This window comes from Polynucleobacter sp. AP-Kaivos-20-H2 (assembly GCF_018882215.1).
Classification (GTDB): domain Bacteria; phylum Pseudomonadota; class Gammaproteobacteria; order Burkholderiales; family Burkholderiaceae; genus Polynucleobacter.
Genome location: NZ_JACVOX010000002.1, coordinates 591294 through 605557, shown reverse-complemented (window position 1 = coordinate 605557; position 14264 = coordinate 591294). Strand labels below are relative to the sequence as shown.

The 14264-nt window shown below is 45.9% G+C and carries 13 protein-coding genes; 9 read left to right on the top strand and 4 right to left on the bottom strand.

What is annotated here, in order from left to right:
• Positions 1 to 15: 15 nt before the first annotated feature.
• The 4 genes from ICE89_RS07410 to bioA are packed head-to-tail and all read right to left on the bottom strand — an operon-like array spanning position 16 to position 4562.
• Complete coding sequence (locus ICE89_RS07410) at positions 16 to 1212, bottom strand: M20 aminoacylase family protein (RefSeq protein ID WP_216265424.1); 1197 nt, start codon at positions 1210 to 1212, stop codon at positions 16 to 18.
• 56 nt (positions 1213 to 1268) lie between these two features.
• Positions 1269 to 1988: a dethiobiotin synthase gene (gene bioD / locus ICE89_RS07405; RefSeq protein WP_216265423.1), complete on the bottom strand. Its 720-nt coding sequence runs from the start codon at positions 1986 to 1988 to the stop codon at positions 1269 to 1271.
• On the bottom strand, positions 1981 to 3219 hold the full coding sequence (locus tag ICE89_RS07400; protein ID WP_216265422.1) for an 8-amino-7-oxononanoate synthase: 1239 nt from the start codon (positions 3217 to 3219) through the stop codon (positions 1981 to 1983). The genes bioD and ICE89_RS07400 overlap by 8 nt, the downstream gene beginning before the upstream one ends.
• The gene (bioA, locus tag ICE89_RS07395; RefSeq protein WP_216265421.1) at positions 3216 to 4562 is read right to left on the bottom strand and encodes an adenosylmethionine--8-amino-7-oxononanoate transaminase; all 1347 of its coding nucleotides are present in this window, start codon (positions 4560 to 4562) and stop codon (positions 3216 to 3218) included. The genes ICE89_RS07400 and bioA overlap by 4 nt, the downstream gene beginning before the upstream one ends.
• Before the next feature lie 89 nt (positions 4563 to 4651).
• Between bioA and bioB the strand changes: the two genes are divergently transcribed.
• The 9 genes from bioB (at position 4652) to mraY (ending at position 14225) form a co-directional block, all read left to right on the top strand.
• Positions 4652 to 5701 carry a biotin synthase BioB gene (bioB, locus tag ICE89_RS07390; protein ID WP_216265420.1) on the top strand — a complete coding sequence of 350 codons (1050 nt, stop codon included), beginning with the start codon at positions 4652 to 4654 and terminating at the stop codon, positions 5699 to 5701.
• A 12-nt stretch (positions 5702 to 5713) separates the two neighbouring features.
• Positions 5714 to 6343, top strand: a complete 630-nt coding sequence (coq7, locus tag ICE89_RS07385; RefSeq protein ID WP_216265563.1) for a 2-polyprenyl-3-methyl-6-methoxy-1,4-benzoquinone monooxygenase — start codon at positions 5714 to 5716, stop codon at positions 6341 to 6343.
• 303 nt (positions 6344 to 6646) lie between these two features.
• Positions 6647 to 7075 carry a division/cell wall cluster transcriptional repressor MraZ gene (mraZ, locus tag ICE89_RS07380; RefSeq protein WP_216265562.1) on the top strand — a complete coding sequence of 143 codons (429 nt, stop codon included), beginning with the start codon at positions 6647 to 6649 and terminating at the stop codon, positions 7073 to 7075.
• Positions 7076 to 7087: 12 nt separating this feature from the next.
• Positions 7088 to 8038, top strand: coding sequence for a 16S rRNA (cytosine(1402)-N(4))-methyltransferase RsmH (rsmH, locus tag ICE89_RS07375; protein WP_216265419.1), 951 nt, complete (start codon positions 7088 to 7090; stop codon positions 8036 to 8038).
• Positions 8035 to 8301 carry a cell division protein FtsL gene (gene ftsL, locus ICE89_RS07370; protein WP_216263357.1) on the top strand — a complete coding sequence of 89 codons (267 nt, stop codon included), beginning with the start codon at positions 8035 to 8037 and terminating at the stop codon, positions 8299 to 8301. Before rsmH ends, ftsL begins: the two co-directional genes overlap by 4 nt.
• The gene (locus ICE89_RS07365) at positions 8298 to 10070 is read left to right on the top strand and encodes a penicillin-binding protein 2 (RefSeq protein ID WP_216263358.1); all 1773 of its coding nucleotides are present in this window, start codon (positions 8298 to 8300) and stop codon (positions 10068 to 10070) included. The genes ftsL and ICE89_RS07365 overlap by 4 nt, the downstream gene beginning before the upstream one ends.
• Positions 10067 to 11617 carry a UDP-N-acetylmuramoyl-L-alanyl-D-glutamate--2,6-diaminopimelate ligase gene (locus ICE89_RS07360; RefSeq protein WP_216263359.1) on the top strand — a complete coding sequence of 517 codons (1551 nt, stop codon included), beginning with the start codon at positions 10067 to 10069 and terminating at the stop codon, positions 11615 to 11617. The genes ICE89_RS07365 and ICE89_RS07360 overlap by 4 nt, the downstream gene beginning before the upstream one ends.
• Positions 11617 to 13065 carry a UDP-N-acetylmuramoyl-tripeptide--D-alanyl-D-alanine ligase gene (murF, locus tag ICE89_RS07355; RefSeq protein ID WP_216263360.1) on the top strand — a complete coding sequence of 483 codons (1449 nt, stop codon included), beginning with the start codon at positions 11617 to 11619 and terminating at the stop codon, positions 13063 to 13065. The genes ICE89_RS07360 and murF overlap by 1 nt, the downstream gene beginning before the upstream one ends.
• Entirely contained in the window at positions 13056 to 14225 is a 1170-nt protein-coding gene (mraY, locus tag ICE89_RS07350; RefSeq protein WP_216263361.1) for a phospho-N-acetylmuramoyl-pentapeptide-transferase, read from the top strand. The genes murF and mraY overlap by 10 nt, the downstream gene beginning before the upstream one ends.
• Positions 14226 to 14264: the final 39 nt, after the last annotated feature.

The following is a 14264-nucleotide window of genomic DNA, read 5'->3' as shown; positions in this document are numbered from 1 at the left end:
AAAGTTTGAAAGAACTCAGTTTTTTTCTAGGAAGCGTTGAGCTAGTTTGACCCAATAGCTCACGCCGACTGGAATCAAAGAGTCATTGAAGTCGTAAGAAGGATTGTGTAAGTGGCATGGGCCCATGCCATGGCCTACCGAGCGATGATCGCCGTCCCCATTGCCTAAGAATACGTAACAGCCCGGCTTTTCTAGCAACATAAACGCGAAGTCTTCCGCACCCATTGTGGGATCGATTGAAGCATTTACATTCTGCTTACCAACCAGTTCACTCATGACTTCAGTTGCGAATTCCACTTCGTTGGCATGATTAATGAGGGGCGGGTAATTTCTAGAAAACGTAACTTCTGCTTGGCAATCAAATGCGCTGGAAACATTATGAGCAATTTCTCGTAGGCGTTGCTCGATTAAATCTAAGACGTCCAAAGTAAATGTACGTACCGTGCCACCAATAAAGGCGCTATCCGGAATGACATTGCTTGTTTCACCCGCATGAAATTGCGTAATCGATAAAACAGCGGCATCTACAGGACGCTTATTGCGTGTAATGATGCTCTGTAATGCAAGCACTACTTGGGCGCCAGTAAATACTGGATCTGCGCTGTTGTGGGGTAGGGCGGCGTGACCGCCTTTGCCTGTGATGGTAATTTCAAAAGTATTGCTTGAAGCCATCATTGGGCCAGGGGTCACTCCAAAATGACCTTCTGCCAAGCCGGGCCAGTTATGCAAGCCAAATACTGCGTCGCATGGAAACTCTTTGAAAAGTCCATCCTTAATCATTTCATTCGCACCAGCGCCACCTTCCTCTGCTGGTTGGAAAATAAAAATCACCGTGCCTTTGAAGTCGCGGTGATTTGATAAATATTGCGCAGCTCCAAGTAGCATTGCTGTGTGACCATCATGTCCACAAGCATGCATTTTTCCGGGGTTTGTTGATGCATGAGCAAAGTTATTGTGCTCCTGCAATGGAAGCGCATCCATATCAGCGCGCAAACCAATCATTTTTCCGGGGCCTAAGTCACCATCTAAACGACCTACAACACCCGTTTTTCCCATGCCACGATAGACTGTAATTCCCCAGCTAGAAAGCGCTTCTGCAACTAGATCAGCAGTGCGATTTTCTTCGAAACGCAATTCAGGGTGCGCATGAATATTGCGTCGAATTTCTTGAATGGCTTCCGCGGAGTCAATAATTTCTGGGGATAAATGCATCCCTTCATCTTATCCGAAAGTCTTTGGATATGCCGTTTGGGCTAAATTACCGCCAATTAATTGCTGGGTAGTTGAATGTGCTTTGCAGCAAAACTCAAAGCTTCAACTGAATATGGGCTGTTATCGGCTTTTTGGAGTTCTTTTGGAAGCGCTGGAATGAGGCCTAAAAATGGGGCGTCTATTCTGGCTTGCAGAGTTTGAATGTTTTCTTCAAGCAAAGGCATTTCTGTGGATAGGGCATTCGCTACCCATCCCGCAATATTTAAGTTGCGCGCTTTGATTGCCTCACAAGTTAGGAGGGCGTGATTAATGCAGCCTAATTTCATGCCCACTACCAGAATCATCGGAAATTTAATTTCTTGGGCGAAAGTCCCCAAATCTTCCCGGTCATTTAGGGGGATAAGTAAGCCGCCGGCACCCTCAACCACAACACAATCTGCCTGATTTTGAACATTCCGAAATGCCTGCAAGATCGTACTCATTTCAAGCTTCAGACCTTGTTGCGCAGCTAGCAAATGGGGAGCCACTGGCTGCTCTAATACATAAGGACACAAACTCAATTCAGTGGAGCTGAGGTTTGAGGCGATGCGCAGTGTTTCTAAATCTTCATTCAGAGTGTGGCCTTGTGCATCTTGATAAGTTCCAGCAACAACCGGTTTAAAACCAATCGCATTCACACCCTGTTCGCGTAATTTCAGAATGAGAGCGCCACTCACCAACGTTTTTCCAACCTCAGTGTCTGTACCCGCGACAAAGAAGCCTGTGGCCTTACTCATGAGAGACCTTTTGAATGACTGCTTGCTCGATAGATTTTAAGGTATCGATGAGTTGACACACATCTGCTTCGCTATGGTTAGCAGAGAACGTAATGCGTAATCTTGCACTGCCATTGGCTACGGTAGGGGGGCGAATAGCAGGAATCCAATATCCAGCATCATCAAGTAACTTGGCGGTGAGCAGGGCATTGGCATTGCTGCCCAAAATAACGGGCTGTATGGCGGTACAAGAGGACACCTTTTCCCATTGAGAAAATTGCATTTCATCTTGCCAGATACGAATCAGTTTATTAAGTTGAGTGCGCCGTTTGCTGCCCTCGTCCCCTCCAATGATTTGCAAGCTTTTTGACAGCGTATGTGCTATCGCAGGTGGTGTTGCGGTGCTGTAAATGAAAGGGCGACCCTTTTGAATGAGCCACTCAATAAAAGTGGCTTGTGCACAAACAAAGGCGCCGCTGACACCTGCAGCTTTTCCAAGAGTGCCAATATAAATAATGCGATCAGAGCAGATATTTTCCTGCTCCAAAATGCCATGACCTTGTTTGCCCAATACTCCGAAACCGTGAGCATCATCAACGAGTAACAGCGCATCGTATTGCTCAGCAAGTTTTAACAATTCTTTTACTGGAGCGAGGTCACCATCCATGCTAAAGACGCCATCGGTAACGATGATCTTTAGTGGATGTTGATCTGTTTTTAGTAATTCATTTAATGTGTTAAGTAGCGTGTGATCAAACAGCGCGACATTTGCCTGAGTCTGCGCAGCCGCTAAACGAATGCCATCAATTAAAGAAGCATGGTTGAGCTTGGCCGAATAAATGCTGGTAGATTTTTGCGGCGCAAGTCTTGCTAGACCTGTGATGGCGGTAAGGTTGGCGAGATAGCCGGTACTAAAAAATAGGGCACGCGCATTCGGAATATGTTGCTTTTGAAAAGAAGCCAATTGGTTTTCAAGTAGCTCATGAGCCCTGCTGTGGCCGCTAATAAGATGGGAGGCGCCACTGCCTACCCCATACCTCTGAGCGCCTTCAGCAAGCGCTTGAATTAACGCAGGATGGTTTGCTAGCCCTAAATAGTCATTGCTACAAAATGCTTTGAGCTCGCGTCCATCGACTAAGGCTTTGGTATCGCATGGAGATTCTGTTGCTCTGAGTTTGCGTTTGAGTAATTGCGACTCAAGATCTGCAATTTGCTCTTGCGCTAACTTTAAGGCCTGATATGCGTTTGTCATGCCAAGGTTTTCTCAAGGGCAGCTTGCACAGCATGACCTAGTTGCATGGTTTCTGCTGAAGACAAAATATACGGCGGCATGACGTAGATAGTATTTCCGATTGGCCTAATCAATACACCTTCGCTTAAACAGTTTGAGAACATGGTTCGCGTAAACATCTTAGGATTTTTAAGAAGCTCATTGTTAATATCGAAGGCCAAGATCATTCCTTGTTGGCGCCAATGCTCAATTCGTAAATCCGATTTTGCCCACGCAAATGCATTTGCTAAATCCTTTGAGCGCTCAATATTTTTTTCTAATACTTTGTCAGTTTCGAAAATCTCTAGACACGCCAGTGCAGCAGCGCACGCTAGTGGATTACCGGTATAAGAATGAGAATGTAAAAACCCTTGCTGAGTTTGATCCCCATAAAAAGCTTGATATATCTGGTCTGTAGTGAGGCAGAGTGATAGTGGGAGATAGCCGCCGCTAATCCCTTTAGACAGGGTTAATAAGTCTGGCCAGATACCAGCATGCTCACAGGCAAAGAACTTGCCACTCCGCCCACAGCCCACCGCAATCTCATCTGCAATCAGATGTACTTCATAGCGATCACATAAATCCCTGACTAACCGAAGGTATTCAGGAGAATGCATGGCCATTTGCCCTGCGCACTGGACCAAAGGTTCGACAATGATGGCAGCAATATTGTCATGTTCTTTTACAAATAATTCTTCGAGTTGTTTTGCTGCATATCTTGCTACATCTTTTGCGCTCTCACCAGCTTTTGCTTTGCGTGCATCAGGTGATGCGATAGTAAATACATCTTGCAAGAGTGATCCATAGGCTTCCCGGAAAATAGCAACATCCGTTACCGCTAATGCACCAAGCGTTTCTCCGTGATAACCATTTTCCAAACAAACAAATTTCTTCTTTTGTGGTTTGCAGTTGAGTTGCCAGTAGTGGTGACTCATCTTGAGCGCTATTTCTACTGCAGACGCACCATCAGAAGCATAGAAGACATGGCCTAAATGGTGATTGGTGAGTGCAGACAGTTTTTCAGATAGCTCTACTACGGGCGCATGCGTAAATCCGGCGAGCATCACATGCTCAATTTTTTCGAGTTGCGCGGTAATGGCTTGATTGATGCGTGGGTTGGAGTGGCCAAATAAATTCGTCCACCAAGAACTAATGGAGTCGAGCAAGGCTTTTCCGTTTTCGTCATAGAGCCAAGCACCCTTACCTTTTGTAATGGCAACCAGCGGAAAGGACTCATGCTGTTTCATCTGCGTGCATGGATGCCAGACGGCTGCAAGGCTGCGATTAACGAGGGGGGCTTGATTTAAATCAGAAATAACCTTCATGTTTGATATTTGACCACTAGTTTTTCCAAATTCAGGCCTGTATCTGTTATGTTTATGCCTTGAATCCCCTCATTTTCTGGAATTTACCCATGCAGGACACTCAAACCGTTGAAAAACCCTTAACCCAATTCAAATCTAAAGCGGATTTGCATCAGGGTGTAAACGCAGGTGTCGAGGCAACTGGTGAGTGGTCGGTGGCTGAAATTGAAGCCTTATTTGCACTCCCTTTAAATGAATTGATGCTGAAGGCGCAGGAGACTCATAAAGCCTATTTCCCAAAAGGTGATGTTGAATTAGCTACCTTGCTGTCAATTAAGACGGGCGGCTGTCCTGAGGATTGTAGTTATTGCCCACAAGCTGCTCGTTATGACACCGACGTTAAGGCTGAGAAATTGATGGGCTTAGAAGAGGTCTTAGAGGCTGCCAAAGCTGCTAAAGCCGCCGGTTCTAACCGTTTCTGTATGGGTGCCGCATGGCGCGAACCCAAAGACCGCGATATTGAAAAAGTGACTGCCATGATTAAGGGCGTAAAAGCCTTGGGTCTGGAGACCTGTGCCACCTTAGGCATGCTGGAGGCAGACCAAGCCCAGGCACTGCAAGAGGCTGGGCTAGACTTTTATAACCATAACTTAGATACCAGCGAAGATTTTTACCGCTCTGTGATCTCAACCAGGGGCTACCAAGACCGCTTGGATACGATATCCAATGTCCGTGCCGCTGGTATGTCCGTTTGTTGTGGCGGTATTGTCGGCATGGGCGAGTCTAGACAGCAGCGCGCCGCATTTTTGGCCCGTTTGGCCAACTTGAGTCCTTATCCAGAGTCCGTTCCCATCAATCATTTAGTGCCAGTAGCCGGTACGCCATTAGCTGAGCAGAAGCCTTTAGACCCACTGGAGTTTGTGAGAACGATTGCGGTTGCTAGGATCACGATGCCTAAAGCCCGCGTTCGTTTATCTGCTGGTCGTCAGGAGCTTGGTAGGGCGGTTCAGGCCATGTGCTTTATGGCTGGAGCGAACTCTATTTTCTATGGTGAGCAACTACTCACTACCGGCAATCCAGAGGCAGAACAGGATCGTGAGCTCTTGGCAGAGTTGGGTTTAAAGACCAAACAAAGCTGTAAAGCAGAAGTTTTGGTTTAGTTTTCCATGCGGATGTCTCCAATAGATCGCCTCATTCTGGAGTTTGATACCGCCCTTCGGTCTGTGGTTGGAGGTGCTCATGCCCATAGACCTACCCCAGGATCTGATTTTGGAGGTAATTCCGGTTTAGATGGAGCCGAACGTAAACATGCAGCAGGACTCATGCGAGTCAATCATGTGGGTGAAGTTTGTGCACAAGCGCTGTATCAATCGCAAAAATTGGCTGCTCGAAATCCTGAAATTCAGGAGATGTTAGATCACTCTGGGCAAGAAGAAATGGATCATCTGGCATGGTGTGAAACTCGTCTTCAAGAGCTCGGGTCACACACCAGTTATCTCAATCCACTTTGGTATGCGGGATCCTTTGCAATTGGCTTGGCAGCAGGCTTAGCGGGCGATAAGTGGAGTTTAGGTTTTGTTGCTGAAACGGAAAAACAAGTCGAGAATCACTTAGAAAGTCATCTCGAAAAATTACCAAAAGAAGATCAACGATCTCGTGCAATTGTGGATCAAATGCGCATAGATGAAATTGCTCACGGACAGGCCGCAAAAAATGCTGGCGGTGCAAATTTGCCAGAACCTATTCAAAAAATAATGCAGGCAATGTCCAAGGTAATGACCACTACTGCTTACAAAATTTAATACGGCTATAGGTTTTAATTCTCAAAACTCATCTCTGATTAATTTTGAGATATTTTTTTACGTATTACTGTTTTTAAATACAGTATATTTAGGCATTATCTAGCGCAATAGCTAAGATCTATTCTTAAGTATATTTTCCAAGCTATTGTTTCAAGTAGCTATTTTATTATCACCATTTTCTCAACACATGACGCTAAGTGTTTGTAAACACTAGAGAAATTCCTAAAAAAACTCCTAAAAACACTTGACCCTCTTAGTGCGATCCTCTAAAGTGGGAGGAAGTGTGAAAAAGTGGGGTAAATGGTGTTTCAAGGTGCGTCAGCTCTCAATTTAGATGCAAAAGGCCGCATGTCTGTGCCGGCCAAGCATCGTGACGCCTTGTTGGTACAGGGCGACGGCCGAATCACGCTTACAAAACACCCCGATGGCTGCTTGCTTCTCTTCCCAGGGCCTGAGTGGGAAACCTTCAGAGCAAGAGTTGCGCAACTTCCGATGGATGCCCATTGGTGGCGCCGTATTTTTTTAGGTAACGCAGCCGAAATGGATTTGGATAGTGCCGGTCGCGTACTGGTAAGTCCAGAGTTGCGCGCTGCTGCCGGCATTGAAAAAGAAGTGATTTTGCTTGGCATGGGAAGTCACTTGGAGTTGTGGGACGCAGCCACATACGCTGCAAAAGAACAGGCTGCGATTGCGCAAGGCATGCCTGAAGCACTCAAGCAATTTAATTTTTGATGACAGGGTGCCATGAACATAACTCATCGCCCAGTGTTACTGGCCGAGGCGGTGACAGCGCTAGTTGGCGGTCCACTGATTCAGAGTCAAGATACAGAAAACAAAATTTTGGTGATCGATGGAACCTTCGGGCGCGGCGGTCATACACAAGCTTTGCTCAAGGAGCTGCATCCTTCAGCGCGAATGATTTCTTTCGACAAAGATTTGGATGCGATTGCAGTGGCACAAAAAATCAACGATCCACGTTTAAAGATTGTGCACGACAGTTTTGCGCAGATGGATCAGTATGCCGAGGCGGAATCAGTCGATGGAATTTTGTTGGACTTGGGGATCAGCTCGCCCCAGGTGGACGAAGCGCATCGGGGATTTTCGTTTCGTCGCGAAGGTCCGCTCGATATGCGTATGAATACCGATCATGGTTTAACTGCAGCAGAGTGGTTGGAGCAGGCGCCACCGGAGGAAATCACTCACGTGATTAAGACTTACGGAGAAGAACGCTTTGCATTTCAGATCGCAAAAGCCATTGTGGCTAAGCGAGAAGAGGGCCTTTCCCCTAAAACGACTACCCAGTTGGCAAGTCTAGTTGCAAGCGTAGTACGCACGCGCGAAGCTGGTCAAGATCCTGCAACAAGAACATTTCAAGCATTGCGTATTTTTATTAATCGCGAGTTAGAAGATTTGGAGCTTGGTTTAAAGGCGGCTTTGAAATTATTAAAGCCCGGCGCAAGACTTGCAGTGATTAGTTTTCATTCGTTAGAAGATCGCATTGTGAAGCAGTTTATGCAAGCACATGCAAAAGTAGAAGTGCCTCGTGGTTTACCGGTACGCGAAAAAGACTTGCCACAAAGTGCTCTAGAAATTATTGGTCGAGTTAAGCCAAGCGATGCCGAGGTTTCCGAGAATCCTCGTGCCCGCTCGGCAATCATGCGCGTAGCTGAAAAGCGCACAGGAGTGTCTGCGTGAATCGCGCTACTTTGACTCTGCTCGCATTGCTATTGATTTGTTCCCTATCTCTGGTTGCAGCTCAGCAGAGTGCACGAAAATTATTCATCCTTCAAGAGCGCGCTCAGATAGAAGAGCGTAAGTTAAACCAAGAATGGTTACGCTTAGAGTATGAGCAGCGGAATTTATCAAAGTCTGCACGTATTCGTGATGTTGCTCGCAATCAATTACACATGTCTCCGATTTCTCCTGAGCGCACCTTGTATCTTAAGGAGACGAAATGAGACCGGTTGGCTTCTCTACTACGCCAAATTTAGTTTTACGTCTGCCAATGTGGCGGTCGCGTTTGATGCTATTCCTCTTGTTCTTTGTATTCATGATGCTGCTACTTCGTGCGTTTTGGATTCAGGGCCCAGGAAATGCGTTCTATGAAGCTAAAGGTGTGCGTGGCACTCAGCGCGAATTAGAGCTACCCGCTAGTCGCGGAAAAATTTTGGATCGTAATGGACAGGTGATTGCAACGAGCTTGGAAGCCAAGTCGGTGATTGCCTATAACGACACCGTTCCAGATGACTTGGCTGCAGATAAAGTGCAGAAATTAGCTAGTCTTTTGCAAATGAGCGAGTCTGATCTGCGCAAAAAGTTGAAAGAAGAGCGCAAGCAAGTTTTCTTAAAGCGCCAAGTAGATCCAGTTGTAGCTCAGCAAATTAAACAGCTAGAGATCCCTGGCATTGGTTTAAATAATGAATATCGTCGCTTCTACCCAGAAGGTGAGGCGATGGCGCACGTGGTTGGTTTTACGAATGTGAATGACAAAGGTCAAGAAGGGATGGAGCTTTCTCGTGAGAATGAGCTTGCCGGTCATCCTGGTCAAAGACGTGTGGTGGTTGATCGCTTGGGTCGTGTTGTTGAAGATGTTGCGATCTTGCAGTTGCCACAAAATGGAAAAGATTTAAACCTATCTATTGATAGCAAGATTCAGTTCTTGGCTTATAACGCAGTAAAAGATGCCGTACTTCAACATCACGCTAAAGCGGGTGGTGCAGTAGTTCTCGATACACAAACGGGTGAGATTTTGGCATTGGCAAATTACCCAAGCTATAACCCAAATGATCGTAGGCACTTAACAGGTGAGCAACTACGAAATCGCGTCTTGACAGATACTTTTGAGCCTGGCTCGACTATAAAACCATTAACCATTTCGATTGCATTAGAAAAAGGCGTAGTCAAGCCAGATACCAATATGGTGATTGGTGCGAAATATTTAGTAGGTCCTAAGCCTATTACAGATACCCATCCTTATGGAAATCTAACAGTCGCGCAAATTATTCAAAAGTCGAGCAACATCGGTACTGCCAAGATTGCAATGAATAATCTTTCCGCTGAAGAAATGTGGGATTTATATACTGCGGTTGGTTTTGGTCAAGCGCCGAAAATTGGTTTCCCTGGTGCTGTTTCGGGCACAGTGCATCCTTTCAAAAAATGGGTACCTACTGATCAAGCACGTATTTCGTTTGGTTATGGTATTTCTGCGTCACTCTTTCAGGTGGCGCGCGCATATACAGTCTTCGCACGCGATGGCGAATTGGTCCCCCTGACAATTGAGCGAAGCCCTGAGTTCAAGCCAGGCGTTAAAGTGCTTTCACCAAAAACTGCCATCGAAATGCGTAACATGATGGAAGCAGTTACTGAGCCTGGTGGCACAGCTGTTAAAGCTCAGACAGATGGCTATCGTGTTGGTGGTAAAACAGGTACAGCACACAAATTAGTTGGCAAGGGATATGGCAATTCGTATCGCGCTTACTTTGCTGGACTTGCCCCCATTAGCGCGCCACGTATTGTCGTAGCGGTAATGATTGATGAGCCTACCGGCGAAAGTCACTACGGTGGTGATGTTGCAGCACCCGTATTCTCGACAATTGTTGGGGAGACGCTGCGCTCCTTAAATGTCTCGCCAGATAACAAAGTCAAGCAAATGGTATTGGAGGATAAAGCTCCAGAAGAAATTCGGCCAACAGCTGCACAAGCCCAACATGTGGTTTTGAAACGATGAGGGTGGATTTGAAAATAGACACCAATCATTTGATTGACCACTTACATGCTCTAGCGAACTCCTCAGCAAAAGTATGTGCGGATAGTCGCCAGATTCAGCCTGGCGATATCTTTTTTGCCTACCCTGTAGGTAATGTCAATGCCTTGCGTGATGGTCGTCAATTTATTGAGGCGGCATTAGAGTGCGGGGCAGTCGCAGTAGTGTTCGATCCAGCGGGTATGGATAAGCAATTTTTAGATCATCCACAATGTTTTCCTGTTGAACATCTTGCTACAAAAGCGGGTGAGCTATGCGCGCAATGGTATGGCCATCCGAGTAAAGCATTAAAAATCATTGGTGTCACTGGCACTAATGGCAAAACTAGCATCACGCAATGGTTGGCCCAGGCATTAGATACAAGTAGTCATCGCACGGCAGTTTTGGGCACCCTAGGTGCTGGATTCCCTAGCGCACTGGTTCAAAATGGCTATACCACTCCAGATGCGCCTAAATTACAAACTCAGCTAGCAGAGTTACGTAGTGCTGGAGCAAAACAAGTGGCGATGGAAGTGTCTTCGCATGCTTTGCATCAAGAGAGAATCGCTGGAACAGATATCCACTGTGCAGTATTTACGAATCTGACGCAGGACCATTTGGATTATCACGGCAGCATGGCTGATTATGCTGAGGCAAAGGCTAAGTTATTTCAGCAAACCGGCCTTGAGCACGCAGTCATCAACTTGGATGATGCGTTTGGTCGTGAGCTTGCCATGAACGTGTTGGCAAAAGATGGCTTGAAGGTTTGGGCATATGCATTGTCTCAATCCGCATTCCAAGGATTTGAAAAATTTGGTGATCGTTTATCTCGTATCTATGCAAAAGATATTCTGCTGAGTGGGGCAGGTTACAACGCAAGTTTCATTAGTGACGGAGCAGGAAATGCTCAATTGCATATTCCTTTATTGGGTGAATTTAATTTAAGTAATGCGCTTGCGGTGTGGACGGTATTACTTTCACAGGGTTTAAGCTTTAAAGTGGCCGCTCAAAAAGTGAGCCAATTAAATCCAGTGCTTGGTCGTATGGAATTAATTCCTTTGGGAAAATCTCAAAAGACAGAGGGTTTGTTAGCAGTTGTGGATTATGCGCATACCCCAGATGCTTTGGAGAAAACCTTACAAGCATTGCGCCCTATTGCTGAGCAGCGTGGTGGAAAAATTTGGTGTGTCTTTGGTTGTGGCGGTGATCGCGATGCTGGTAAGCGTTCGCTAATGGGCACTGTCGCAGAACGCCATGCCGACCATATTCTGATTACAAGTGACAACCCTCGTTCTGAAGATCCACAAGCCATTATGGAGATGGTGCGCGAAGGTATTAGCAAGGATGCACAGAACGTTCAAGTTATAGCCGATCGTGCATCTGCCATCATGGCTGCAATTCGTCATGCGGATACCCAAGATATTGTTCTGGTTGCCGGCAAGGGCCATGAAACTACTCAAGAAATCAATGGCAAGAAGTTTGATTTTTCTGATCAAGAGCATATTCGCTTGGCCGCAGGAGGTGGAGTCTGATGTCCATCATGACTACTCTTGCGCAAGCACAGGCAATGTTGCCTGGAAGTAAATTGCTAAATACATCTGCACAGACTTCCCAGGAAATCTCTATTTCTCGAGTGGGTACTGATAGTCGTCAGATCAATCGCAATGAATTATTTGTCGCTTTAGTTGGCGAGCACTTTGATGCGCATGACTTTTTATCTGATGTCGCTAAGGCGGGCGCTAGTGCTGCCCTAATTAGTGCGCAAGATAAATGTCCACCGGACTTACCTGCTATTTGCGTTTCGAACACGCGTGTTGGTTTAGGGAATTTAGCAAAAGCATGGAGGGCTAATCACCTCATTCCTTTGGCGTTGGTTGCTGGCAGTAATGGTAAGACTACCGTTAAAGAGATGATCGCTTCTATTTTTAAAGCCGCAGTGGGCGAGCAACATACTTTGGTTACCAAAGGAAATTTGAATAACGATATTGGTTTGCCATTAACTCTGTTGAAATTGCGCGCAACGGATCGCCTTGCTGTGGTTGAGCTTGGCATGAATCATCCTGGTGAAACAGCGCAGTTAGCTGCGATTGCACAAGCGAATATTGCAGTAATTAATAATGCCCAGCGCGAGCATCAAGAGTTCATGGCTACGGTAGCGGCGGTAGCAGAAGAGCATTCTGATGCTATTCATACTTTGCCAAGGGATGGTATTGCAGTATTCCCGGCAGACTCAGAATTTTCAAGTGTTTGGCGTCAGGCGGCTGCTGGTCGCAAAGTCATTGATTTCGTTTTGTTGTCTGCTCAGTCCAATGCTTCGGCTGCTGTGACCGGAAGCTTGCTAAGCAATGGGCATATTCAGATTAAAACTGAACAAGGGACTATCGAGGTTCAATTAAATACTTTGGGCAGTCACAATGTTCGCAATGCCTTGGCTGCGAGTGCGGTTGGTATCGCAGCAGGTGTAAGTCTTGAAAAGATTAAGCAGGGTCTCGAATCATTCTCGCCAGTAAATGGGCGTATGCAGGCAAAAGTGATTGATTCAAATCACACCTTAATTGACGATAGCTATAACGCTAACCCAGATTCCGTAAGAGCTGCCATCGATGCTTTAAAGCAATCGGGTAATTTATCTTGGTTGATTTTGGGTGATATGGGTGAGGTTGGCAATCAGGGCCCCGAGTTTCATCGTGAAGTTGGTGCCTATGCTGCTGAGCAAGGAATCTCAAAACTATTTGCTTTGGGGGAGCAATGCCAATTGGCTCTTCAGGGATTTAATGAGGTTGTAGGTAATAGTACGGCTGTGTCTAGTGCAACTCATTTTGCCGATATGGATAGTCTCATCATGCAATTAAAAGATACATTGCATGCCCAGTCTAGCTGCAGCAATCAGCACTTAAATATTTTGGTTAAAGGTTCACGATTTATGCGCATGGAGCGTGTAGTGCAGGCCTTGTTAGAGGAGGCTAAAACATGCTCTTAATGTTGGCGCAATGGTTGCAAGATGATTTTGGATTCTTCCGAGTATTCAATTACATCACTTTCAGAGCTGTGATGGCAACGGTGACAGCATTATTGATTGGTTTAGCTGCGGGACCATGGGTGATTCGTAAATTAAGCGCCCTGAAAATGGGTCAGGCAGTCCGCACTGATGGGCCACAAACCCATTTAGTGAAATCAGGCACCCCAACTATGGGCGGTGTTTTGATTTTGATCGGCATCTTTATCTCATGCATGTTGTGGGCTGATCTCAGCAATCGATTTATTTGGATTGTGATGATTGTGACTTTTGGTTTCGGTTTAGTTGGCTGGGTAGATGACTATCGCAAAGTGGTTTACAAAGATCCTAAAGGTATGGCTTCAAGAGAGAAGTTCTTATGGCAAACACTAATTGGTTTATTTGCCGCTATCTATCTTGCATTTTCAGTTTCTGAAGTAAATAACCTAAAAGTATTGCAATTATTTTATGAATGGTTAAGAAGTGGATTTGCTTTAGATCTGCCTGCAAAAACCAACTTGCAGCTGCCCTTCATGAAAGAGGTGAGCTATCCATTGGGTGTGATGGGCTTCATTATTTTGAGTTACTTAGTAATCGTGGGTAGTAGTAATGCAGTGAACTTAACCGATGGTCTTGACGGCCTTGTCATCATGCCGGTGATCTTAGTAGGGGCTGCTTTGGGTGCTTTTGCTTATGTGATGGGTAATGCGATTTATGCAAAGTATCTCCTCTTCCCTTACATACCAGGTGCTGGTGAACTCATGATTTTCTGTGGAGCTATGGGCGGTGCTGGCTTAGCCTTCCTTTGGTTCAACACACACCCAGCACAAGTATTTATGGGTGATGTGGGCGCACTTGCTTTGGGCGGAGCTCTTGGCACCATCGCTGTGATTGTTCGTCAAGAAATTGTGTTGTTTGTGATGGGCGGCATCTTTGTTGCTGAGACTGTTTCGGTAATGATGCAAGTATTTTGGTTCAAGCTCACTAAAAAACATTTTGGAGAGGGTCGTCGCATTTTCCGGATGGCGCCATTACATCACCATTTTGAATTGGGTGGTTGGAAGGAGACGCAAGTAGTTGTGCGTTTCTGGATCATTACCATCCTTCTAGTCTTAATTGGCTTATCTAGCTTGAAGTTACGGTGATACAAAAGTAAATATGTTGATTTTAGAAAATACCTTTGC